The sequence below is a fragment of the Streptomyces sp. NPDC044003 genome, from assembly GCF_056435185.1.
This window is the reverse complement of the sequence record NZ_JBWKFA010000007.1, coordinates 423,838-446,335: the sequence shown is the minus strand read 5'-3', so window position 1 is coordinate 446,335 and position 22,498 is coordinate 423,838. Positions and strand designations below refer to the sequence as shown.

At 73.9% G+C, this 22,498-nt stretch carries 15 protein-coding genes; 6 read left to right on the top strand and 9 right to left on the bottom strand.

Going from position 1 to position 22,498, the window contains the following annotated elements:
- Positions 1 to 79: 79 nt before the first annotated feature.
- On the top strand, positions 80 to 742 hold the full coding sequence (locus tag AC07AW_RS28000; protein ID WP_478818214.1) for a CAP domain-containing protein: 663 nt from the start codon (positions 80 to 82) through the stop codon (positions 740 to 742).
- An 18-nt stretch (positions 743 to 760) separates the two neighbouring features.
- On the opposite strand, the gene AC07AW_RS27995 is transcribed toward AC07AW_RS28000, so the two are convergent.
- The 6 genes from AC07AW_RS27995 to AC07AW_RS27970 form a co-directional block, all read right to left on the bottom strand.
- Positions 761 to 2,317, bottom strand: coding sequence for a sigma-70 family RNA polymerase sigma factor (locus AC07AW_RS27995; protein ID WP_478818213.1), 1,557 nt, complete (start codon positions 2,315 to 2,317; stop codon positions 761 to 763).
- 88 nt (positions 2,318 to 2,405) lie between these two features.
- Complete coding sequence (locus tag AC07AW_RS27990) at positions 2,406 to 2,699, bottom strand: hypothetical protein (protein ID WP_189806704.1); 294 nt, start codon at positions 2,697 to 2,699, stop codon at positions 2,406 to 2,408.
- 119 nt (positions 2,700 to 2,818) lie between these two features.
- The gene (locus AC07AW_RS27985; protein WP_478818212.1) at positions 2,819 to 5,038 is read right to left on the bottom strand and encodes an NADP-dependent isocitrate dehydrogenase; all 2,220 of its coding nucleotides are present in this window, start codon (positions 5,036 to 5,038) and stop codon (positions 2,819 to 2,821) included.
- A gap of 43 nt (positions 5,039 to 5,081) precedes the next feature.
- On the bottom strand, positions 5,082 to 6,155 hold the full coding sequence (locus AC07AW_RS27980) for a phosphatase PAP2 family protein (RefSeq protein ID WP_478818211.1): 1,074 nt from the start codon (positions 6,153 to 6,155) through the stop codon (positions 5,082 to 5,084).
- A 137-nt stretch (positions 6,156 to 6,292) separates the two neighbouring features.
- Positions 6,293 to 6,586, bottom strand: coding sequence for a hypothetical protein (locus tag AC07AW_RS27975; protein ID WP_478818210.1), 294 nt, complete (start codon positions 6,584 to 6,586; stop codon positions 6,293 to 6,295).
- Positions 6,587 to 6,631: 45 nt separating this feature from the next.
- Positions 6,632 to 8,473 (bottom strand): glycoside hydrolase family 15 protein, encoded by a 1,842-nt coding sequence (locus tag AC07AW_RS27970; protein ID WP_478818209.1) that lies wholly within the window; start codon positions 8,471 to 8,473, stop codon positions 6,632 to 6,634.
- 202 nt (positions 8,474 to 8,675) lie between these two features.
- Between AC07AW_RS27970 and AC07AW_RS27965 the strand changes: the two genes are divergently transcribed.
- From AC07AW_RS27965 to AC07AW_RS27950, 4 genes are all read left to right on the top strand, one after another.
- The gene (locus tag AC07AW_RS27965; RefSeq protein WP_478818208.1) at positions 8,676 to 9,464 is read left to right on the top strand and encodes a glycosyltransferase family 2 protein; all 789 of its coding nucleotides are present in this window, start codon (positions 8,676 to 8,678) and stop codon (positions 9,462 to 9,464) included.
- 548 nt (positions 9,465 to 10,012) lie between these two features.
- On the top strand, positions 10,013 to 11,860 hold the full coding sequence (locus AC07AW_RS27960; protein ID WP_478818207.1) for a glycosyltransferase family 4 protein: 1,848 nt from the start codon (positions 10,013 to 10,015) through the stop codon (positions 11,858 to 11,860).
- Positions 11,842 to 12,714 (top strand): PIG-L deacetylase family protein, encoded by an 873-nt coding sequence (locus AC07AW_RS27955; RefSeq protein ID WP_478818206.1) that lies wholly within the window; start codon positions 11,842 to 11,844, stop codon positions 12,712 to 12,714. Before AC07AW_RS27960 ends, AC07AW_RS27955 begins: the two co-directional genes overlap by 19 nt.
- 114 nt (positions 12,715 to 12,828) lie before the next feature.
- Positions 12,829 to 13,923, top strand: a complete 1,095-nt coding sequence (locus AC07AW_RS27950) for a glycosyltransferase family 4 protein (protein WP_478818205.1) — start codon at positions 12,829 to 12,831, stop codon at positions 13,921 to 13,923.
- A 10-nt stretch (positions 13,924 to 13,933) separates the two neighbouring features.
- Here AC07AW_RS27950 and AC07AW_RS27945 read toward each other — a convergent pair whose 3' ends face one another.
- From AC07AW_RS27945 to AC07AW_RS27935, 3 genes are all read right to left on the bottom strand, one after another.
- Entirely contained in the window at positions 13,934 to 14,725 is a 792-nt protein-coding gene (locus AC07AW_RS27945) for a class I SAM-dependent methyltransferase (protein ID WP_478818204.1), read from the bottom strand.
- Positions 14,725 to 19,200, bottom strand: a complete 4,476-nt coding sequence (locus AC07AW_RS27940; RefSeq protein ID WP_478818203.1) for an aminotransferase class I/II-fold pyridoxal phosphate-dependent enzyme — start codon at positions 19,198 to 19,200, stop codon at positions 14,725 to 14,727. The genes AC07AW_RS27945 and AC07AW_RS27940 overlap by 1 nt, the downstream gene beginning before the upstream one ends.
- A 132-nt stretch (positions 19,201 to 19,332) precedes the next feature.
- Complete coding sequence (locus AC07AW_RS27935) at positions 19,333 to 20,367, bottom strand: LacI family DNA-binding transcriptional regulator (protein WP_478818202.1); 1,035 nt, start codon at positions 20,365 to 20,367, stop codon at positions 19,333 to 19,335.
- A 258-nt stretch (positions 20,368 to 20,625) separates the two neighbouring features.
- Here AC07AW_RS27935 and AC07AW_RS27930 point away from each other — a divergent pair, with 258 nt between their 5' ends.
- Positions 20,626 to 22,428: a VanW family protein gene (locus tag AC07AW_RS27930; protein ID WP_478818201.1), complete on the top strand. Its 1,803-nt coding sequence runs from the start codon at positions 20,626 to 20,628 to the stop codon at positions 22,426 to 22,428.
- Positions 22,429 to 22,498 lie beyond the last annotated feature (70 nt).

Genomic DNA, 22,498 nt, shown 5'->3' with positions numbered 1-22,498 from the left:
GGAAAGTCTTACCGCCGTCGCCCCGGTGGCTCTCCGAGCGCCGGACCGAACGGCGACCCCGGCGAGAGAGCGGAGCTCCATGCGGCACCACGACCGTCCCGGCCACCCCGACGAGCACGAGCCCACCGACCGCTTCGCGAGCCCGCGGCCCCCCGCCGCGGGCCGGCACCGGAGAACGGGCGGGATGCGGGGGCGCGGCCCGCGCCGTCCGTCGTTCCGTACCGCCGTCACCCTCGCCGGAGCGGCGGCCGTCGTGCTCACGGTGGCGACCGGGATGTACGTGGCCACTCCCGCGACCGGCACGACGGCCACCGAGGCCGCCGCCCCGGAGCGGCCGACGGCGGCGGCCGGGAAGGCCGCGGGGTTCGTGCGGGACGTCGTGGAACTCGCCAACGCCGAGCGGGAGAAGGCCGGTTGCGGCCCGCTCCGCTCCGAGGGACGCCTGCGGGCCGCCGCGCAGGGACACGCCGACGACATGGCCGCCCGCGGCTACTACGAGCACCACAGCCCGGAGGGCCGGGACGCGGGCGACCGGATCACCGGCGCCGGGTACGCGTGGTCGACCTGGGGGGAGAACATCCACCGCGGGCCGAAGACCCCGGCCCGGGCCATGGAGGACTGGATGGACAGTCCCGGGCACCGGGCGAACATCCTCAACTGCTCGTTCAAGGACATCGGCGTCGGGGTGACCCTCGCCGTCAACGGGCCGTGGTGGGTGCAGGACTTCGGCGCCAGACGCTGAGCGGCCGCCGTCTCCCGTTCAGGAGGCGGGGGCGGCGAGCTGCTGCACCCAGATCCGTCCGCCGGGGGAGGACACCGACGCCACGCCGGTGTCCCGGTACCGGCAGTCGAGCATGTTCTCCTCGTGCATGGCCCCGTCCCGCCAGTCCTCGACGACGGTCTCCGGATCGGTCGCGCCGCGTGCCAGGTTCTCGGCCCAGGCGCTCCAGTCGTATCCGGCGGCGGTGATCCGCGCGTCCGCGAACTCGCCCTCGGGGCTTCTGTGTCCGTAGTAGCCGCGCGCGGCCATGTCCCAGGCCGAGCCGCGGGCCGCCTCGACGAGCCGGGGGTCGGTCCGCAGCGGGGCGCAACCGGCCTTCGCCCGGAGGCGGTTGACGAGCGTGGTGACCCGCTCCCCCGGGTCGGCGGCGGGCGTCGGGCGCGTGGTGCGCCGGGGGGTGGGGACGGCGGTCGTCGGCACGGGGGCGGCGACGGTGACCGCCGGGCTCGGGGAGACCGTGGCCGGGGCGGTCGTCGCGGGGGGCTCGGCGACGGGCCGTTCGGGCCTGACCCGTGCCTCCGGCTGCGGCGGTACGAGGAGGGCGACCGCCCCGAGGACGGCGACGGCCGCGAGGCCGGCGCCGGTGGCGCGGCGCAAGGAGGGCCGGCGAGGTGCGGCGTCGGACGCGCCGGGCTGCGAGGACGGGTGAGCGGCGTCGGGCTCGCCGGGTCGCGAGGACGTGTGGGCAGCGTCCGACGCGCCGGGTTGCGAGGACGCGTGGGCGACGGTCTCCACCGCCGGTCCGTCCGCGGGCGAGGTCGCGAGTGTCAGGGGCGGGACGAGGCCGATGCCGACGAGGAGGCCCTCGACGGGAGCGAGTCCGCTGCGGCCGGTCGCGCGGGAGCTGCAGGCGGCGCAGGTGCGCAGATGGCGGGCGATCCTCTTGCGCCAGAGCGGGGAGGGCCCGCCGTCCCAGGCCGTGAGGGTCTCGGTGAGCTCCGGGCAGGGCGGCAGCGCGTCCAGCGCGCGGACGACGGCGCGGCCGGTGTCCAGGCGTTCCCTCATCCGCTGGACGCGGACGGCGGCGTGCGCCGGGGTGACGCCGAGGCCTTCGGCGAGCTCGGCGCGGGTGAGTTCGCCGGCGGCTTCCAGCCACCACAGGGCGAGGAGTTCGGCGTCGTCCTCGTCGAGCCAGCGGGTCGCGCGGGCCACGTCGCGGCGCTGCCCGGAGAGGCCGAGGCGGAGGATGGTGAGCTCGGTGAAGTCGCCGGCCGGGTCGGCGAACTCCGCGGCCCGGTCGAGGCCGGGGACGGGCGCCCGCCGGTGTTCGTGCCAGCGGCGCCGTATCCCGTTCATGGCGATGGCGACGAGCCAGGACCGGAAGCGGGAGGGATCGCGCAGGCCGGTGAGGCCGTCGAGGGCGCGGACCATCGTCTCCTGGACGATGTCGTCCGTGTCGGCGTGGCCGTCGAGGGCCCGGCCGACGATGTTGTGGACGAGCGGAAGGTGCTCACGGACCAGGGTGTCCCTGGCGTCCGTGTCACCCGCCCTGGCCGCCTCCACGAGCGCGGCGGTGCGCCGCTCGTCGCTGTGCATGGGTGTGCTCCCTCATCCCTGGTCCGAGTCCCCCGTCGTCAGGAGACCCGCGGGCACGGGAGGGATAACACTTTCCGAGGATCCGTGGCTACACCGGTGGTGCCGCGGGCAGGGTCGGGACCGTGGCCCCGTTCCCCTCCCGGACGGCCGCCACGACGGCGTCGTGCAGGTCGCGGCTCTCCTCCTCCGATCCGCACGGAACGGGACTGCCCGACATGGTGAACCAGTCGGATGCGCCGCTGTACTGCACGGCCACGCGTGCCTCGCGCTCGGCGAACGTCGTGTGCACGGTCAGATCGCCCGTGACGACGCCCGCCTCGTCGGTCAGCACCCCACCTCGCCCGGTGTAGACACCGGCGGTCGTCCAAGATGCCCAGCTCATGCCCTCCAGGGTCACACCAGGGGGTGAGATGCGCCACCGACGGGACCGCCCCGGCCGGAGGGATTCCGGCCGGGGCGGTACGGGTCGCGCGCCGGGGCGGACGACGGTCTCGCGCCGGATCAGGCGAGGGACGCGACGGCCTCGTTGAAGGTGGCGGACGGGCGCATCACGGCCGCGGCCTTGGCCGGGTCGGGCTGGTAGTAGCCGCCGATCTCGGCCGGGGAGCCCTGGACGGCGACGAGCTCGTCGACGATCTTCTGCTCGTTCGAGGAGAGGGTCTCGGCGAGCGGGGCGAAGGCCTTGGCCAGCTCCGCGTCCTCGGCCTGGGCGGCCAGCTCCTGGGCCCAGTAGAGGGCCAGGTAGAAGTGGCTGCCGCGGTTGTCGATACCACCGAGGCGACGGGTCGGCGACTTGTCCTCGTTGAGGAAGGTGCCGGTGGCGCGGTCGAGGGTGTCGGCGAGGACCTGGGCGCGGGAGTTGCCCGTGCTGGTCGCGAGGTGCTCGAAGGAGGCGGCCAGGGCGAAGAACTCGCCGAGGCTGTCCCAGCGGAGGTAGTTCTCCTTGACGAGCTGCTGGACGTGCTTCGGGGCGGAGCCGCCGGCGCCGGTCTCGAAGAGGCCGCCGCCCGCCATCAGCGGGACGACCGACAGCATCTTGGCGCTGGTGCCCAGCTCCAGGATCGGGAAGAGGTCGGTCAGGTAGTCGCGCAGGACGTTGCCGGTGACCGAGATGGTGTCCTCGCCGCGGCGGATGCGCTCCAGGGAGAACTTGGTGGCCTCGACCGGGGACAGGATCTGGATGTCCAGGCCCTCGGTGTCGTGCTCCGGCAGGTACTGCTTGACCTTGGCGATGATCTGGGCGTCGTGGCCGCGGTTCTCGTCCAGCCAGAAGACGGCCGGGGCGCCGGTGGCGCGGGCGCGGGTGACGGCGAGCTTGACCCAGTCCTGGATGGGCAGGTCCTTGGTCTGGCAGGCGCGGAAGATGTCGCCCTCGGCGACCTCCTGCTCCAGGAGGACGGTGCCCTCGGCGTCGACGAGGCGGACGGTGCCGGCCTGGGCGATCTCGAAGGTCTTGTCGTGGGAGCCGTACTCCTCGGCCTTCTGCGCCATGAGGCCGACGTTCGGGACGGAGCCCATGGTCGACGGGTCGAAGGCGCCGTGGGCGCGGCAGTCCTCGATGACGGCCTGGTACACGCCGGAGTAGCTGTGGTCCGGGAGGACCGCGAGGGTGTCGGCCTCCTGGCCGTCCGGGCCCCACATGTGGCCGGAGGTGCGGATCATGGCCGGCATCGAGGCGTCGACGATGACGTCGGACGGCACGTGCAGGTTGGTGATGCCCTTGTCGGAGTCGACCATCGCCAGGGCGGGGCCCTCGGCGAGCTCGGCCTCGAAGGAGGCCTTGATCTCGGCGCCGTTCGGGAGGGCGTCGAGGCCGTTCAGGACGGTGCCGAGGCCGTCGTTCGGGGAGAGGCCGGCGCCGGCGAGCACCGCGCCGTAGGTGGCGAAGGTGTTCGGGAAGAAGGCGCGGACGACGTGGCCGAAGACGATCGGGTCGGAGACCTTCATCATCGTGGCCTTGAGGTGCACGGAGAAGAGCACGCCCTCGGCCTTGGCGCGGGAGACCTGCTCGCCGAGGAAGGTGCGCAGGGCGGCGGCGCGCATGACGGCGGCGTCGACGACCTCGCCGGCGATGACCTTCAGCGGCTCGCGGAGCTCGCTGACGGTGCCGTCGGCGGCGGTGAACTCGAAGCGGAGGGTGTCGTCCTTGGCGATGACGACGGACTTCTCCGTGGAGGCGAAGTCGTTCTCGCTCATCGTGGCGACGTTCGTCTGGGACTCGGGGGTCCAGGCGCCCATGCGGTGCGGGTGGGTCTTGGCGTAGTTCTTGACCGAGCCCGGGGCGCGGCGGTCGGAGTTGCCCTCGCGCAGGACCGGGTTGACGGCCGAGCCCTTGATCTTGTCGTAACGGGCGCGGACGTCCTTGTCCTGGTCCGTCTGCGGGTCGTCCGGGTAGTCCGGGAGGGCGTAGCCCTGCGCCTGGAGCTCGGCGATCGCGGCCTTCAGCTGCGGGATGGACGCCGAGACGTTCGGCAGCTTGATGATGTTGGCGCCGGGCGTCTTGGCCAGGTCGCCGAGCTCGGAGAGGGCGTCGGCGATGCGCTGGCCCTCCTCCAGGAACTCGGGGAAGACGGCGATGATGCGGCCCGCGAGGGAGATGTCACGCGTCTCGACCGTGACTCCGGCCTGCGAGGCGTACGCCTGGATCACGGGCAGGAACGAGTACGTCGCCAGGGCGGGCGCCTCGTCAGTGTGGGTGTAGATGATGGTCGAGTCAGTCACCGGGTGCTCCGCTCCACGTCTGCGTCTGCGAGATTGCTCGACATCAAGATATCTCGTGATCGTGCTCCTCGGTAAAGGGCCCCACGAGCTCGACGTCGCGGGGGACGCCGGCGGCCTCGACGAAGGGTCCGCGGAGCCGGTACGCGGCGGGGGCGCCGTCCACGTCGACGCGCCGGAGCACGGCGAGCAGGATCAGCCCGGCGGCGGCGACCACTCCGGCGGCGAGGGCCTGGCCGCAGCGGTGCGCGAGCCGGAGCTCGGCCGGGTCGTAGGGGGCGGTGGCGGGCAGCGTGAGGGTGTCGCCGAGCAGCCAGAGTCCGGCGCCGAGGCCTGCCAGGGCGAGGAGGGCGAGCGGGACGGTCACCGGGAGGCCGGGGAGGGCGGGTCCGCGGCGCGGGCCGGGGCGGACCTTGCCCCGGCGGGCGATGACGGCGAGGAGGCCCGAGGTCACGGCGAGGGCGACGAGGGCGGCGGCGATGACGTCGCCGGGCCGGTGCTGCCCCGCCGCGATGGTGTAGGCGCCGACGGCGGCGGCCCAGAGGGTCGCGGCGCCGACGGCCAGGGCGCGCTGCCGGTAGGGGACGACGAGGACCAGGCCGAGGGCGATGCCGACGGAGAGCGTGGTCTGGGCGCTGGGGAAGCCGCTCGGGACGAGGGCTCCGGCGGGGTCGACGAGCCGGGGGCGGGGGGCGTACCGCTGGAGGAGCCCGGTGACGGCGAGGGCGGTGACGACGACACCGGCGGCGGCGCCGGTGAGGGCGTACCGCTTGCGTATGAGGCCGGTGGCGAGGAGGAGGACACAGCCGAGGACCAGCGAGAAGGTGGTCAGCCCGGCGAGGGAGGGATGCTCGCGGAGCAGGGTGACGGCGGCGGAGTCGGCGCGGCGGCCGGTGACCGCGGCGTCGCCCCAGCGGCGGCCCGTCGCGGTGAGCACGAGTCCCGCGTAGACGATGGTGAGGACGAGGACGGCCCCGAGGCAGGCACGGCGGGTTCGGGTGCGGACCCGTGTGCTGAACGAGCCGGCGGCTTCGCCGGCCACGGCGGCGTACCACCAGGTGTCACCGGTCTCCAGCGGCCTCGGGGTGCCGCCGGCGCGGAGCCTGTCGTAGGAAGCCATGCCCCGATTCGAACCCACGCGCGCCCGTGGCGCCCGCTGGACTCACCCGAACGACATGCCTGGTGCCTGTCCGGCCATGCGCGTCGACGGGAATGGCCGGACAGGCCCCAGGGAGTGTCTTGCCGATCAGGGCCGGGTCAGGCGTCCTGGCGCGGGCGCTGGGACAGGATCAGGAGGATCAGTCCGGCGAGGAGGAAGCCCAGGCCGGACCCCTGGACGGTGGAGCGCGTGCCGCGGTCGTCGAGGAGCGCCGTGGAGGCCTGGATCGCGAGCGCGGCCCCCATCAGCAGCTGTCCCCAGCCGAAGAGCGACGGCCGGTGGACATAGCCCCGCTGCCAGGGCATGACCCAGCCGCTGACGAGCGTGGCCGCCCCGCCGGCCAGCAGGAGCACGCCGAAGACGGCGCTGGGAAGCGCGAGGTACCAGGACACGGTCCACCCCCTGATGTTCCGGCACCGTGCCGGAAATCGACGCGATCATGCCACAGCGAGGGGGTGGGTTCGGACGCGGTCGTGGCGGCGGGTGCCGTACAGGGTGAACGCCGTGTTCACCAGGGCGACATGACTGAGCGCCTGGGGCGTGTTGCCGAGCTGGCGGCCGGCCACCGGGTCCCATTCCTCGGCGAGGAGCCCGACGTCGTTGCGGACGTCGAGGACCCGCTCGAAGACGGTCCGGGCCTCGTCGGCGCGGCCGGTCATGGCGAGGGCGTCGGCGTACCAGAACGTGCAGGCGACGAAGCTCCCCTCGGTGCCGCCGAGATCGTCGAGCTCGTGCGTGCCGCCGTCCCGGACGTCGCCGTACCGACGGAGGAACCCGTGGTCGTCGAGCCGCTCCATCGCCCGGACGGTGCCGAGGACGCGAGGGTCGGCGGCGGGGAGGAAGCCGAGCCGCGGGATCAGCAGGGCGGTGGCGTCGACCTGCCGGCTCCCGTAGTACTGGGTGAAGGAGCCCTGTTCCTCGCTCCATCCGCGGGCGCAGATCTCCGCGTGCAGTTCGGAACGGAGCGCCTGCCAGCGCGCGAGGGAGCCGCGCAGTCCGGCGAGGCGGGCGAGGCGGACGGCACGGTCGGCGGCCACCCAGGCCATGACCTTGGAGTGGACGAAGTGGCGGCGCGGGCCCCGGACTTCCCAGATGCCCTCGTCGGGTTCGCGCCAGCGTTTGCCGAGGTACTCCAGGAGCGAGGCCACCAGGGACCAGGCCGCGGGGTCGAGGTCGACGCCGGCCCGGACGGCGGAGTAGACGGTGCTGAGGACCTCGCCGTAGATGTCGAGCTGGAACTGGCCGACGGCCGCGTTGCCGAATCTGACGGGGCGCGAGTTCTCGTAGCCGGGAAGCCAGTCGGCGTACGTCTCGGAGAGCCGCCGCTGCCCCTCGACCCCGTACAGCGGCTGGAGGTCGGCGGGGTCGCCCGCGACGGCGCGCAGCAGCCAGTAGGTCCAGGCCAGAGCCTCCCTGCGGTATCCGCTGCGGAGCAGACAGGAGAGGGTGAAGGTGGAGTCGCGCAGCCAGCAGAAGCGGTAGTCCCAGTTGCGGCCGCCGCCGATGGACTCGGGGAGGGAGGCGGTGGCGGCGGCGACGATGCCGCCCGAGGGGGCGTAGGTGAGGGCCTTGAGGGTGAGCAGGGAACGGATCACGGCCTCGCGGGCCGGCCCCTCGTAGCGGAGGGCGGCGGCCCAGTCGTTCCAGAAGGCGAGGGTACGGGCGAGGGCGGCGGCGACACCGGCGGGCGAGGCGGGCGGCGGCGCGGGGGCGTGCGAGGGGCTCCAGCCGAGGACGAAGGCGACCCGCCGGCCGGCCGTGACGGTGAACTCGCAGCTGGTCCGCTCGGGGGTGACGTCCAGTTCGACGCCGGGCCCGCAGGAGAGGTGGGCGGCGTCCGGTCCGGCGACGGAGACGACGGTGCGCCGGTCCGTCGAGCGGGTCCAGGGCACGATGCTGCCGTGGTGGAAACGGACCCTCAACTCGCCCCGTACGGCGACCCGTCCGGCGATCCCCTCGACGACGCGGACGATCCTCGGGGAGTCCTCGCCCGGGCTGCGCGGCGGCATGAAGTCCGTGATCCGGACGGTTCCGGAGAGGGTCTCCCAGACGCTGTCGAGAACGAGCGTGTCGCCGCGGTAACTCCTGTGCGTGCAGCGGGCGTTGCCTACCGGGGCGAGGAGCCAGCGGCCGTGGTCCGGCCCGCCGAGGAGGGCGGCGAGGCAGGCCGGCGAGTCGAAGCGGGGTGCGCACCACCAGTCGACGGACCCGTCGGTCCCGACGAGCGCGGCGGTCTCCAGGTCACCCACGAGGGCGTAGTCCTCAATTCGCCCTGCCATGACGGGATTGTATTCCTCTGACGGAACGCATGCAGAAAGGACCTGGTGACAGGGGGGGGAATGACCCGGCGGCAGGGCGGGTCATTCCTTCGCGGCGGCCCGTATATTCTTCCGCTTTTCTTGACGGCGTCGCCCCGGGCGCAGGATTCTGAGAAAGCGGGCCGGCCACCGAAAGGCCGAACCGACGAGTAAGGCCGTACCGATGAGTAGCGATTCGCATGCGCATCCCCTGCGCCGGTCGACCGACCGGGCACCCCGTGCCGGCACCCTGACGGTGAGTCTCGTCCTCACGGTCCGCCCGGACGGCGGGGATCCGGGAGCGGCGCTCGACCGGCTCCTCGACCAGGTGCCGTCGAGCGTGCGGGAGCTCGTCCTGATCGGCGGACCCGCCGGAGGGATCGAGGAGCGTGCCGGGCTCGGCGTGCTCCGGCTCGGAACCTGGGACTTCACCCGGGGCGACATTCCGCACGCGGCCCTGCTCGCCGCGACCGGGGACCTGGTCGTCCTGATGAACGCCGACGGAAGCATGTCGCCGCAGGAGATCCCGCATTACCTGCACTATCTGGAAAGCGGTTACGACTTCGTCAAGGGATCGCGTTTCATCGCGGGCGGGGATTACGCCGACTATCCGCTGTCGCGGCGGATCGGACACCGCGCGCTGCTCCGGGTCGCCCACCGCCTCTACGGCCAGCACCTGACGGATCTCTGGTACGGATTCTGCGCGTTCCGGCGCGCCTTCGTCGACCTCCTCGACCTGCGCGAGGACGGGGTCGAGCTGGGGGCCGAACTCGTCACGCACGCGCTCCACTACGGGCTGCGCGTCGCCGAGGTGCCGAGTCTCGAACTGCCGCGCCGTCACGGCCCGTCGCATCCCCGCACGATCCGCGACGGCGCCCGCATCCTCGGCGCCCTCCTCGACGAACGGCCGCACAACGCGCTGTCGCGCCTCGCGCGCGGCCCCGCGCGCGGCTCGCGCGACGCTTCCGGTTGACGAAACGCCCCCAACAGTGCTACCGCTGAGGTGAGCAACATTTCTGGACAAACCAGACAGTGAGCGCACACCCTCGGCAGGGTCGGTTGCCGGAAGAGGCTCGTCGTGACCTCCATCCATTCCAGCCGGACGCCGGTGGCACCCGTGCCGCACCCTCTGCGGCGGGTGACCGACTGGCCCCTCGCCGATGCCCGGCGCCGCTCGCTCTGCCGTCCCCCGCACCGTCCGACGGCCCACCCCGCCCGCCGCGCCACCGACCGGTTGGGCCTCGGTGCCGCTCCGCCCCGCTGCCTGACGCGCAGGCAGCGGGGCGCCGGGCGGCGGCGGCGCGCCCGTACGACGCACACCCGCGCCGCGCGGCGCGGTCGCGGCTCGGGCCGATCGTCCGACGCGTCCGGCTCATCGGGCTCACACGGCCCACGCGGTGCGTGCGGTGCGTGCGGTGCGTGCGGTGCGTGCGGTGCGTCTGACCGCACCGTCACCGCCCCTGTCACCGCTCCCGTCGCCTTCGCCTTCGTGAGGGCCGCGAAGCCGCGGAGGCGGGTGCCATGACGAGCGTCCGCGGGCCTCTGCTCGTCGCGGTGTCGGGACCCGACACCGCGGGGACGCCCTCGTTGGTTCGCCGGCTCGGGACACTGCTCCGCGAGCGCGGCGTCACCGTCGTCACCGTCCACGGCCACGGCTGCCTCCTGTGCCGCCGCCGACTCCCGGTTCCGCCACGCGTGAGGGAGACGGGGGAACCGGGTGGGGACGTGTGGGCACGGCGCGCCTCGGATCCCGAGCGCCGGGGATCCCGGCTGCGCCGTGCCCACGCGTTCCTCGACGCCGCCGAGCTCGCGGCCCGGATCGCCGCGGCCCGGCTGTTCGCGCGGACACGGGCGCACGGCGGGCAGGCCGTTGTCCTGACGGACCGCGGCCCGCTGGACAGCCTGGTGAAGTTCGACCCGCCGGCCTCCTCCGGGGCGGCGTCCGCCTTCCGCCGGATCGCCGGAGGCTACGGTCTGACGCTCCTCGTGGAGACCGGGCCCGGGGCCCGGCGGGGCCGCGGCCGCGAGGAGACCCAGAGACCGCCGACTGTGCCCTGGGGCCGCTACCGGAGCTGGTCGCTGCGGCTGACGGGCATCGCGCGCCTCGACGGCGAACGAGCCCCGTCCCTGGTGGCGGGAGCTGCCCTGGAGCGGATCCTCGACGAGACACGGGAGCGGGAGCCGGTGACCGCCGGGCCGGAGCCCGAGCGGGGCGGGGAGCGGCGGCGCGTGGTGCTGTCGGTCTACGACGACGAGAACGACCCCGCCCACCGGGGCGACGGGCCGCTGGTGGCCGCCAAGGTGGCGCGGCGGCTCGCCGAGGACTTCCGGGTGACCGTCGTGACGGCGGGCCGGCGCGGCGGTACCGAGGACCGGGACGGCATCCGGTACGTCCGGCTCCGGGTGGGCCGGGCGGGCCCGCGCGCCGGCCGCCTGCTGTTTCTCGCGATGCTGCCGTTCGCGGCCCGCCGGATCCGGCACGACCTGTGGCTGGAGAGCTTCACTCCCCCGTACTCGACGAGCTTCCTGCCCCTGACGACCGGCGCCCCCGTGGTCGGCATCGACCACGGGGGCGCCGAGGCCCCCTGGTGGCGCCACCATGTGCCGTTCTTCCTGGTGGAGCGGCTCGGCCTGCGCTGCTACCGGCACATCGTGGTGACGAACGCGGCGGACGCTTCGGTGGTCCGCAGGCTCAGCCCCCGGGCCGACGTGCAGGTCGTCCCCAACGGGATCGAGCAGCCCTTCCCTGACGAGGCCCGGCTCGGCGCCGGGCAGTTCATCCTTTTCCTGGACCGGATCGACACCTGGGCGAAGGGCCTGGACCTGCTGCTCGACGCCTACGACCGGGCCCGGCCACCGCTCGACCTGCTGCTCGCGGGCACGGGCACCCCCGCCGAGGAACGCCGGTTCGCCGCGCTTCTCGCCGACCGCACCCGCGACCCCGGGCTCCGGATCCACTGGGTCGGGCCCGCCGGAGAGGACCGCAGGCGCCAACTGCTGCGCGACAGCGCCTTCCTGGTGATGCCGTCACGGCACGAGACCTTCGGTCTGGTGGCCCTGGAAAGCATGGCCTACGGCAAGCCGGTGCTGCATTTCGACCTGCCCGCGCTGCGCTGGATGCGCGACGGCGGCGACGTGGCCGTGCGGCCGTTCGACGTGGCGGCGTTCGGGGCGCGCATGACCGAACTGGCCACGGACACGGCGCTCCGCCGCCGGCTCGGCCACCGCGCCGGGATCGCGGCCCGGCACTACACGTGGGACGAGACGACGGGCCGCTATCTGGCCCTGGCCCATCGGCTTCTCGACTCACCCGCCGCCGTACGGCGGCCGAGGAAGAGGGGTGCGTCGTCATGGCAGACGACCCGCTGACCGGTTTCGTCCGCACCCTCCTGGGCACCGGCGCCCCGATGCTCGTGCTCTCGCCGCATCTGGACGACGCCGTGATGTCCTGCGGCGCGCTGCTCGGCTGGGCGGGGCGGCGGGCCCCGGTGACGGTCGCCACGCTGTTCACGGAGGCCGCGCCGCCGCCGTACACCCTCTCCGCCCGGCAGTACCTGAAGCGGGCCGGGGCCCAGGACGCGGAGGCGCTGTTCGCCGACCGGCGCGAGGAGGACCGGCGGGTCCTGGAGCTGCTCGACGCCGGCCTGCGCCATGTCGGCCTGGTCGACGGTCTGTTCCGGCGGCTGCCGCGGTTCGGCCTCGGCACCGCCGGGCTGGCCCGGGTGCTGCCCGAACTGGTGCATGTGTACCCGACGTACCACCTGCACCTGTCCCGGGGCCGGGTCTCCGCGTACGACGCCGAGACCCTGCGCGTGGCCGAGGAGACCGTCGACGCGCTGCTGCCCGCCCGCTCCGGCGGCCTGGTGCTCGCGCCCCTCGGCGTGGGCGGGCACGCCGACCACGTCCTGGTCCGCACCGCCGCCGAGCGCAGCGGCCGCCGGGTCGTGTACTACAGCGAGTTCCCGTACAACCAGACGGCCGCCGCCGACACGGAGTTCACCGACCGGCACCGTCTGGTGGCCCGTGCCTGGGAGCGCGACCTCGACCGGAAGGCCGAGCTGATCCGCTGCTACCGGACGCAGACCGAGGCGCTGTTCCCCGGGGGCGGCATCCCTCGGGCGCCCGAGGTGTACCTGCTGCCCGAGGCCACCGACACGGCCGTGTCCCGGGGCGCCGGCCGACTGCGCGGCACCCGGGCCCGGACCGCCGGAGGTGTGGGGTGACCGCCCCGCGCACCGTCCCCGTCCCCGCGCCCGCCGCGACCGGGCTGGCGGCCCCGTGCCGGCAGCCGTCGCCGCTGTGCCGGGCGCCGGGCCCGGACGCCGCGGAGGTCCCCGATGGCGCGCCCTGAGCGGCGGCCCCGTGTCCTGCTCCTGACCGGCAGCCCGCTGGACGGGCCGGAACGCTGCGGCGTGCGGCTGGCCGCCGACGTCCTGGGGGCGCTGCCCGACGTGGACTTCGTCTGGTTCACCCAGGGGCCGCGACGGCGCCAGGCCCCGCCGGAGCGGGGCCGGCCGGTCCGCGTCCTGTCCCGGGACGGCGGGCCGCACGCCGGCGACCGGGTGCAGTCCGCGCTCGCCGGGGCCGTGTTCGCGCACCGGGTCGACCTCGTGCACGCCTTCCTGAGCATCGGCCGTGCCTTCCCCGCCTTCTCCTGGCTGTGCCCGCTGCTGCTCGGGGGGCGGCCGGTCGTGCACACCGTGCCCGGGGTGGCCGACAACCGCTCGCTGCGGCGCGCCCGGCCGCTCGGGACGACGGTCGCCCTGTCCGAGTCGATGGCCCGCCGGCTGCGGGCTGCGGAGTTCGGGGACGTCCGGGTCGTCCCGCCCATGGTCCGGCTCGACGAGTGGCCGTACCTGCCGCGGCCCGAGGGGTTTCCCGCGGTCCTCTTCGCCGGGCACCACGATCCGCACGGCGGCGCGGAGGTCGCGATCGAGGCGGCCGCGGTGGCCCACGGGGAGGGGGCCAGGTTCCGGTTGGTGCTCGCGATGCGGGGACGGCCGGGGCAGGACGCCGAGGCCCTCGACGAGGCGCTGCGGGAGCGGGCCGGCGCGGCCGGGCTGCCCGACGTCGACGTGCGGGGATACGTCGACGACATGCACGCCCTGCTGGCCTCCGTCCAGGTGCTGCTGTTCCCGCCGCCCCGGCTCGGCGGCGGCGCGGACATCCCGCTGACGGTGCTCCAGGCGCTGGCCACGGGCCGGCCGTCGATCCTCAGCGACCTCCCGCAGTTCGCCGACTTCGGCCACGCCGTGCTGCGGGCCCCGGCGGGCGACGCGCGCCGCACCGGGCAGCAGCTGGCGTGGCTGCTCGACCAGCCGCGCTCCTGGGACATGCTCGCGGAGCGGGGGCGGGCCCTCGTCGAGGACCATTTCGGCCCCGAGCGGTTCGCCGCCCGGTACGCGGCGCTCTACCGGGAGCTGCTGGCCTGACGGCCCGGCCTCACCCCCGCGCCGGTGAGGAGGATCCGTCCGGCCGGGTCGCCGTGAGGAGCAGGACGCCGGTGTCCCCGTACTCGGGCAGGGTGCGGTCCTTCGCGAGCCTGATGATCCGCGGCCCGGTGGTGCGGGGGCCGAACACGGCTCGCAGGGCGTCCTCGTCGATCGGGCAGGCGGGCCAGACCGGACCGGTGCCGATGCGGTAGCTCGGCATGCGTTCCATGAAGGCGGCGATGAGCGTCCCCCCGGGGCGGACGGCGCGGACGAAGGAGTCGCAGACGGCGGTGAACTCGCCGAAATCCTCGGTGACGCTCTCGGCGACGAAGTTCATCGAGGCGAGGTCGTACGTGCCGGGGACCAGGTCGTCGGCGGTGCCGCGGACGACCCGGACCCGGCGGAGCGCCTCCGCGCACTCGGCGGGGAGGGCGGGGTCGAGGGAGCGGCACAGGGCGTAGAAGGGCCGCCAGCTGTCGTCGATGCCGTAGGCGAGCTGTGCGCGTAGATAGCGGACGCTGGCGGCGCTGGGTTCGAGGGCGTCGACGCCGCGGCTCGCGGCGCCCGCGAGCATCAGCGGGTACAGATTGGGTCCGGCGCCGAGCTCCAGGGTGCGGGAGAGGCTCCCGGGGGCGAAGCGCCGGTAGACGGCGGCGTGGTGGCGGATGACGCCGATGTCGCAGGGGTGGAGCCTGCGGTAGTTCTCGTCGAGGTAGGCGTCGACCGGCCAGGCGTTCCAGTCGGCGTCCCGGTTGCGGCGGACCCGGCCCGTCTCCTCGGGGCCCGGCGGATTCGGGTCCATCACTCCTCCGCGGCCCTTCCGGCGGTGACGGAACCGGTGGGCGCGGCGGGCTGCAGTACGAAGCGCGCGGCGAGCTGTGTGAGGGCGTCGCACAGCTGGTCGATCTCCTCGTCGGTGTTGGCGGCGGTGATCTGGATGCGGAAGCCGACCCGGTCCCGCGGAACGAGCGGGTAGGACGCGAGCGTCACGTAGATGCCGTGCTCCCAGAGGAAGGTGGCGACGGCGTCGAGGTCGCCGGCGTCGCCGAGCGGGATCTCCACGATCGGCAGGCCGTCCGTGTTGGGGGTGGCGATGCCCAGGGCCCGCACGTGGTCGAGGACGCGGGCCGTCCTGCGGTACAGCCGGGCCCTGATCTCGTCCCCCCGCTCGTCGTTCAGTTCGAGTCCGGCGAGGGCGGTGGCGAGCGAGGCGGTCGGCGAGGGCCCGGAGTACAGGTACGGGGCCGCCGCCACCTTGAGGTGGTCCTTGAGCCACCTCGGTACGGCGAGGAAGGCGAGCAGCGAGGAGAAGGCCTTGGAGAAGCCGCCGACCAGGACCAGGTTGTCGTAGGTCTCGCCGAGGTGGCGGACGATGCTGTTGCCGCGCGAGCCGTACGGGCTGGTCTCCCCCGCGCGGCGCTCGCCGATGACGCCGAAGCCGTGGGCGTCGTCGACGTACAGCAGGGCGCCGTTCTCCCGGCAGATCCGGGCCAGGACGGGCAGGTCGGGGAAGTTGCCGGTCATGCTGTTGACGCCGTCCATGCAGACGAGCCGGCCCGCGTCCGGGGGCGAGCCGCGCAGCAGCGCGGCCAGCTCCTCCGGCTGGTCGGCGCGGAAGCGGTGGATCTCGGCGCCCTGTCCCCGGGCGCCGACGCAGCCGTCGTACACCGTGCGGTGGGCCTGCGCCTCGACGAAGACCTGTCCGGTGCCGGCGAGGAGCGGGATGACGGACTGGTGGATGAGGGTGATGGTGGGCAGCAGCAGGGTGTCGGGGGCTCCGAGGAGTGCCGTGAGCCGCTCCTCGATACGGGGGTAGAGCCGGGGGCTGCCGATGAGCCGGGACCAGCTGGGGTGGGTGCCCCACCGCCGGACCTCGGGTTCGATGGCCTCGATGATGGCGGGTTCGAGGTCGAAGCCGAGGTAGTTGCAGGAGGCGAAGTCGACGAGCCAGTCCTCGCCGACGCGGATGCGGCGGCCGTCGACCTCGTCGATGACGGCGTCGCACATGAGGCTGGTCCGCTGGAGGTGCTCCAGGTCCCGCCAGCGGGACTCGCGCGGGGGGCGGACGGAGCGGACGGCCGGGACGGGACCCGCGAGCCGCACGCCGGGGCGGGCGGGCGGCGCGGTGCCGACGGGCGGGGCGCGGTGCAGATAGGACTCGGTCTGGTGGGCGGTCATGGGGCGGGCGAAGAGGAAGCCCTGCCCGTACCGGCAGCCCATCCGGGCGAGCAGCGCCCGCTGTTCCTCGTGTTCGATGCCCTCGGCGACGACCTGGAGGCCGAGGACGTCGGCGATGCGCACGATGCCCTCCACGAGCGCCACCTGCTGCGGGTCGGTCGTGATGTCGTCGATGAACGACTTGTCGACCTTGAGGACGTCGATGGGGAACTCGCGGAGGTAGCTGAGCGAGGAGAATCCGGTGCCGAAGTCGTCGATGGCGATGCCGACGCCCAGCTCCTTGAGGGCGGTCATGGTGGTCCGGATCTGCGCGTCCTTGCGCATGAGGACGGTCTCGGTGAGCTCCAGGAAGAGCGAGCCGGACGCGAGCCCCGAGGAGTGCAGGGCGCGCCGCACCTCTTCCAGGAAGCCGGGGTCGCGGAACTGCCGCGGGGAGACGTTCACGTTCGCCCGCAGCGGTGCCTGACGGGGGTGGAGGCGCTGCCAGCGTGCGATGTCGAGGGCCGCGTGTTCGAGGACCCAGGCGCCGAGCGGCATGATGTGGCCGCTCTCCTCGGCCAGGGTGATGAACTGGTCGGGCGGCACCATCCCGCGCCGGGCGTGCGGCCAGCGGATGAGCGCTTCGAGGCCGGCGGGGGCGCCGCCCTCCACCTCGACGATCGGCTGGTAGCGCAGGGCGAAGGCGTGGTCGGCGATGGCCGTGTCCATGCCCGCCTGGAGTTCGTGGCGGGCGACGAGCCGGGAGTGCAGCTCGGGGTGGAAGAGCCGCCACCGCTTCTTGCCGGCGGCCTTGGCCGCGTACAGGGCGAGGTCGGCGTGGCCGAGGAGTTCCTCCGCGTGCGCGCTGTCGAGCACGGTCGCGATCCCGACGCTGGTCGACACGGAGACGGCGCCGTCGGTGAGGTGGAACGGCTGGCTGAGGGTGTGCACGATCTCGGCCGCGAGGGCCTCGGCGTCGCGGGGCTCGCGCGCGCCCTCGATGAGGACGGCGAACTCGTCGCCGCCGAGCCGGGCGGCGGTGTCGGTGAGCCGCAGGACCGAGGTGAGGCGGCGGGCGACGGCGACGAGGAGTTCGTCGCCGACGGAGTGGCCCATGGTGTCGTTGACGACCTTGAAGTCGTCGAGGTCGACGAAGAGCATGCAGGTCAGGGTGGACTCGCGGCGGCCGCGGAGCAGCGCCCGCTCGATGCGTTCGAGGAGGAGGACGCGGTTGGGGAGCCCGGTCAGGGAGTCGTGGAACGCCCGGTGGGTCAGCTCCCTTTCCAGCTTCCGCTGCTCGGTCACGTCCCGGAGGGTGAGGACGAGGCCGTGGACGGTGCGCTCGTCGCGCAGGTTGCTGCACCGGACCTCGACCTCCAGTTCGCCGGAGCCGCCGTGCAGCAGTTTCCAGTCGTCCCGGGCGTCGGCGGCGCCGCGGGCGCGCGCGTCGGCGACGAGACGCAGGGCGCTCGCCGTGTCGGCGGGGGCGAGGAGGTCGGTGAGCGGGGTTCCGGGGAGCAGCGAGCGGCCGAACATCGACTCGGCCGAGGGGCTGGCGTACCGGATGCTGTCGTCGTCGTCGACGATCAGGATGACGTCCGAGGTGTTGTGCACGAGGGTGCGGAAGTAGGCCTCGCTGGTGCGGCGGTTGACCTCCTCGCTGAGTCCGAAGCGTTCGAGGGCGAGGGCTGCCTGGGAGGCGAGGGACTGGGCGGGGGCCGCGATCTCCGCGATCTTCTTCTCGGGTCCCGCGAAGAGCATCACGCCGAGCAGCGGTTCGCCTCCGGCGGGGGCCTGGAGCTCCAGGGGGCAGAGCAGGACGTGGGTCTCGGGTGTGATCTCGGCGGCGATGGACGGATCGAGCCGGGTCAGGGGCAGCAGCCGGGGGCCTTCGGCGACCAGTTCGGGCCAGGGGGTGCCGCGGGGCCTGATCAGCTCGTCGGTGCGGCAGCTCCAGGGGTGTTCCGCGGTGGCCACGGCGGTGAGGCCGCCGCGGCGGTCCCGGGTGAGGAGGAGGACCTGGTGGGAGGTGCCGGGTGCGAAGAGGGTGGCGGAGGCCGCCTCGACCGCTCCGGCGACCTCGCGGGGGCTGAGGGCGGCGACGAGGGAGGCGGCGGCGAGTCTGAGGCTGCGTTCCCGGGCCTCGGCCTTGCCGTGGTCGTTCATCATGCCCCAGAGCCGGGCGAGGACGAGGAGGAACATGATCGCCGAGAAGATCGCGATGACACCGATGTCCTCGCTGCGGTCGTGGCGCAGCGACTGCAGGAGCAGCAGGATCGGGGCGACGAGGGAGGCGGCGGCGAGCAGCGCGAGCCGTCGCTCGGCGATGCGCGGGGCCGGTTCGGGGGCGCGTTCGGTCAGGCCGGTCATGGACGGGTGCAGGGCGGCGAGGCCCCAGGCCGTGAAGAAGACGACCCAGCCGAGGTCCCAGGGGGTGCCGACCATCCAGGTGCCGTTGAGCTGCTGGATGCCGTAGATGACGTCGGACGCGAGGATCCCGCAGGTGCCGAGGGTGAGGAGCTGCACGGAGCGGGAGCGCAGCCCGCCGGGGACGAGGAGCCGGGCGAGCATCGCCAGCATCAGCACGTCGCCGAGGGGGTACGCGACGGAGATGGCCTTCTCGGTCCAGGACATGCCCTCGCTCCGGGCGAGCGGGGTGATGAGGTTGACCCAGCAGAGCAGCGCCAGGCCCGAGGTGAGGATCAGCGCGTCGAGGAGGACGGCGAGGTCGCGGCCGACGGCCCGGTAGCGGATGAACCCGAACAGGCCGACCGCGAACAGCGGGTACGTCGCCAGGTAGAGGGCGTCGGCGACCGACGGGAAGGGTCTGGTCTGGCCGAAGAAGGCCTCCAGGGCGTTGTACGCCGTGTCGCCGCTCACGAAGGTGAGGTTGGCCGCGGCGAGCACCAGCCAGGGCCAGCGCCGGGCGGGCTTGTGCAGATGGACCCCGACGAGGATGGCGACGACACCGCTGAGCCCGATCAGCGCCCACAGGACAGTGTGGCGGGCGGGAATCTCCAGGTACGCGACGGTCAGCAGGGTCACGAACAGGAGGTAGAGCAGGGTCCAGGTGCGCAGTGCCCGGGAGTCGGGCTGCCGGTTCGGCCGGCGCAGCGACATCGTCCACCGCCCCCTTGCCGGGTCGGACGCCGTCGGCAGCGCCCTGGTCGCGGATACGGACCCCGTACGGTGTCCATTCTCCGAGGCCCCCGGGAGGGCTGCATCTCGGCACCCGGTGCCTGTGTTCCCGGGTCAGGAGGAGTCGCGGACCACGAGTTCGGTGGGCAGCATCCGGCGGGGCTGGTCGTCGGGGTCGCCGGGCGAGGCGATCTCCTGCAGGAGGAGGCGTGCCATGGTGCGGCCCATCTCCTCGATGGGCTGGCGCACGCTGGTCAGCGGGGGGTCCATGTGCCGGGCGACCGCCGAGTCGTCGACGCCGACGAGGGCCACGTCCTCGGGGACGCGGCGGCCGACCTCGCGCAGGACGCTCCGCGCGCCGGCGGCCATCACGTCGGAGGCGGCGAAGACGGCGTCCAGGTCGGGCCGGCGGTCCAGGAGCTCCCGCATGGCGCGCCGGCCGCCCTCCTCGGTGAAGTCGCCGTTGGCGACGAGCGTCGCGTCCGGGCCGAGGCCGGCCTCCGTGAGGCCCTCGTGGTAGCCGTCGAGGCGGCAACGGGCCACGTACATGTCGAGGGGGCCGGTGATGGTGGCGATCCGCTGCCTGCCGCGGGTGGCGAGGTGGGCGACGGCGGCCCGGCCCGCGCCGGTGTTGTCGGAGTCGACGAAGGCGACGCGCTCGGCCTCGGTGCGCCGGCCGTTGAGCACGGCGGGCAGGCCGAGGGCGCGGACCTGGTCGGGCAGCGGGTCGTCGCCGTGCACGGAGACGAGGAGGACGCCGTCGACGCGCTGCGCGGCGAGGTACTGCTCGAAGCGCTGCCGCTCCTGTTCGCTGCGGATGAGGGTGAGCAGCAACTGCTTGTCGGCGTCGGCGAGTTCGGCACTGACGCCGCGGATGATGTCGAGGAAGTACGGCTCGGCGAAGAGGCGCGCCTCGGTCTCGGGGATCACCAGGGCGACGGCGTCGGTGCGGCTGCCGGCGAGGGCGCGGGCGGCGCGGTTGGGGACGTAGCCGAGTTCGGCGACGGCTCGTTCGACGGCGGCCTTGGCCTGCTCGCTCACCTTCGGGGAGCCGTTGATGACGCGGGAGACCGTGCCGCGGCCGACTCCGGCCCGGGCCGCGACCTCCTCCAGGGTGGGCCTGCCGGTCTGCCGCCCGCTCACCGCCATGTGCCGCTTCTCCCCTCGGGCCGCCCGTCCCGCCTGCGTGTGCACGCGAACCTATCAGGCGGGGCGGCGGGGGCCGGGGGCCCTGGCGGAACGGCTGGGGCGCCTCGCCGGCTGGGGCGGGACCCGCTCGGGTCACGCTCCGCGTCGGCGATACCCCGCTCCGTATCACTGCAGGTCAAACCGCCCTTATGTGCATAAGACACTCTTTCGGCGTACCGTCGTGTGGTTCCCCCATTCCTCGACGCACCGGGAGAGCGTGTGCCCCGCTCCACCACCGACCATGCCCCGACGCCCCGTGAGGGGCGCCGTCCGCGTCTTCGGACGGCGGCGATCGCGACGGGTGTGGTCGCGGTCGCCGCGGGCGGCCTGTATGTGGCGGGTCTGCTCGCGACCGGGGACGACATATCCGCCGGCACCCGCGTCGACGGCGTGGACATCGGCGGCATGAGCCGCGCCGAGGCCGAGGCCAAGCTGACCGCCGCGGCCCCCGCCTCCTGGAAGACGCCGATACCCGTGCGGGTCGGCGACCGCGCCGCCACCGTGGACCCGGCCTCCGCCGGACTGACCGTGGACGTGGCGAAGACCGCCGACCGCGCGGCCGACCCCTCCCGTGACCCCTTCACCGTGATCGGGCGGCTCTTCTCCTCCGGCGAGCGCGAGGTCCGGCCGGTCCTCGCGTACGACGAGGCCAAGACCCGGGCCGCCGTCGCCGACCTCGCCGAGCAGAACGACCTGAGCGTCCGTGAGGGGTCCGTCGCCTTCCGGGACGGCAAGGCCGTCGCGACCCAGCCGGTGACCGGCCGGAAGCTGGACACCGGGCAGGCCGCCGAGACACTGCGTGCCTCCTACCCCGCCGCCACCGGCGCCGGCCCGGTGACGCTGCCCGTCGGCCTGACCCAGCCCAAGCTGCCCGCGGCCGAAGTGAACCGATTCCTCGACACGTACGCCGAGCGCGCCGTCTCCGGGCCCGTGACGCTCACCGCCGGCGACCAGCGGCTGCGGATCTCCGCAGCCACCCTCGGCGACCACCTCACCGTGAAGAACGACAACGGCCGCCTGACCGCCTCCCTCGACGAGGACGCCCTCCTCCGCGACCCCGACGTGGCGCGCCCCCTCGCCGCCCTGAGCGGCGCGCCGGTGGAGCCCTCCCTCGGGGTACGGGACGGCAAGGTCGTCGTGGAGTCGGACGGCCGGGCGGGTCACGAGGTGACCGCGAAGGCCCTCGGCGACGCCGTGCGCCCGCTGCTCACCAAGTCCGGCGACGCCGCCCGTACGGCCCCGGTGGCGACCCGGGTCACCGAGCCCGAGCTGTCCTCCGGCTCCCTGGCCCGCCTGGGCATCACCGAGCAGATGTCGACGTTCACGGTGAACTTCCCCACCGCCCCGTACCGGACGACGAACATCGGCCGGGCGGCCGAGCTCATCAACGGCTCCCTGGTGCAGCCGGGCGAGGTGTGGAGCTTCAACAGGACGGTCGGCGAGCGGACCCCGGACAACGGCTTCGTCGACGGCACGATGATCCTCGACGGCTCGTACCGCTCCGCGCCCGGCGGCGGCGTGTCGGCCATGGCCACCACCGTCTACAACGCGATGTTCTTCGCGGGCGTGCAGCCCGTCGAGCACGGCGCGCACTCCTTCTACATCGAGCGCTACCCGGCCGGCCGCGAGGCGACCGTCGCCTGGGGCTCGCTCGACCTGCGGTTCCGCAACGACACGGGCAAGCCGATCTACATCAAGGCGAGCGCCACCGACCACTCGGTCACGGTGAGCTTCCTCGGCACGAAGAAGTACGACTCCGTGGAGGCGGTCTCCGGACCGCGCACCAACCTCACGCAGCCCACCAAGCGGGAGGGCACCGGCGAGGCCTGTGTGCCGCAGCCGCCGCTCGAGGGCTTCGACATCTCGGTGGACCGCGTCTTCAAGAACGGCGGCACCGAGGTCAAGCGGGAGACCTACAAGACCCACTACACCCCGCGCGACGAGGTGACCTGCAAGCCGGTCGCCAAGGACGGCGCCCAGGACACCGCGCAGAACGGCCTGCAAGGCGGCGACCGCCGCTGACGGAAGGGTGTCTTCCCGTTCGGCCGGGGCATGACTTCGGAGCGCGGCCCGTCGGTACCTCCGACGGGCC

Coding starts and splice junctions, on each gene's coding strand:
- AC07AW_RS27980 (WP_478818211.1), bottom strand. CDS start 6,155: ATGGCTTCCTACGACAGGCTCCGCGCCGGCGGCACCCCGAGGCCGCTG.
- AC07AW_RS27935 (WP_478818202.1), bottom strand. CDS start 20,367: ATGGCGGTGAGCGGGCGGCAGACCGGCAGGCCCACCCTGGAGGAGGTC.
- AC07AW_RS27965 (WP_478818208.1), top strand. CDS start 8,676: ATGAGTAGCGATTCGCATGCGCATCCCCTGCGCCGGTCGACCGACCGG.
- AC07AW_RS27960 (WP_478818207.1), top strand. CDS start 10,013: ATGACGAGCGTCCGCGGGCCTCTGCTCGTCGCGGTGTCGGGACCCGAC.
- AC07AW_RS27950 (WP_478818205.1), top strand. CDS start 12,829: ATGGCGCGCCCTGAGCGGCGGCCCCGTGTCCTGCTCCTGACCGGCAGC.
- AC07AW_RS27955 (WP_478818206.1), top strand. CDS start 11,842: ATGGCAGACGACCCGCTGACCGGTTTCGTCCGCACCCTCCTGGGCACC.
- AC07AW_RS27995 (WP_478818213.1), bottom strand. CDS start 2,317: ATGCACAGCGACGAGCGGCGCACCGCCGCGCTCGTGGAGGCGGCCAGG.
- AC07AW_RS27990 (WP_189806704.1), bottom strand. CDS start 2,699: ATGAGCTGGGCATCTTGGACGACCGCCGGTGTCTACACCGGGCGAGGT.
- AC07AW_RS28000 (WP_478818214.1), top strand. CDS start 80: ATGCGGCACCACGACCGTCCCGGCCACCCCGACGAGCACGAGCCCACC.
- AC07AW_RS27945 (WP_478818204.1), bottom strand. CDS start 14,725: ATGGACCCGAATCCGCCGGGCCCCGAGGAGACGGGCCGGGTCCGCCGC.
- AC07AW_RS27970 (WP_478818209.1), bottom strand. CDS start 8,473: ATGGCAGGGCGAATTGAGGACTACGCCCTCGTGGGTGACCTGGAGACC.
- AC07AW_RS27940 (WP_478818203.1), bottom strand. CDS start 19,200: ATGTCGCTGCGCCGGCCGAACCGGCAGCCCGACTCCCGGGCACTGCGC.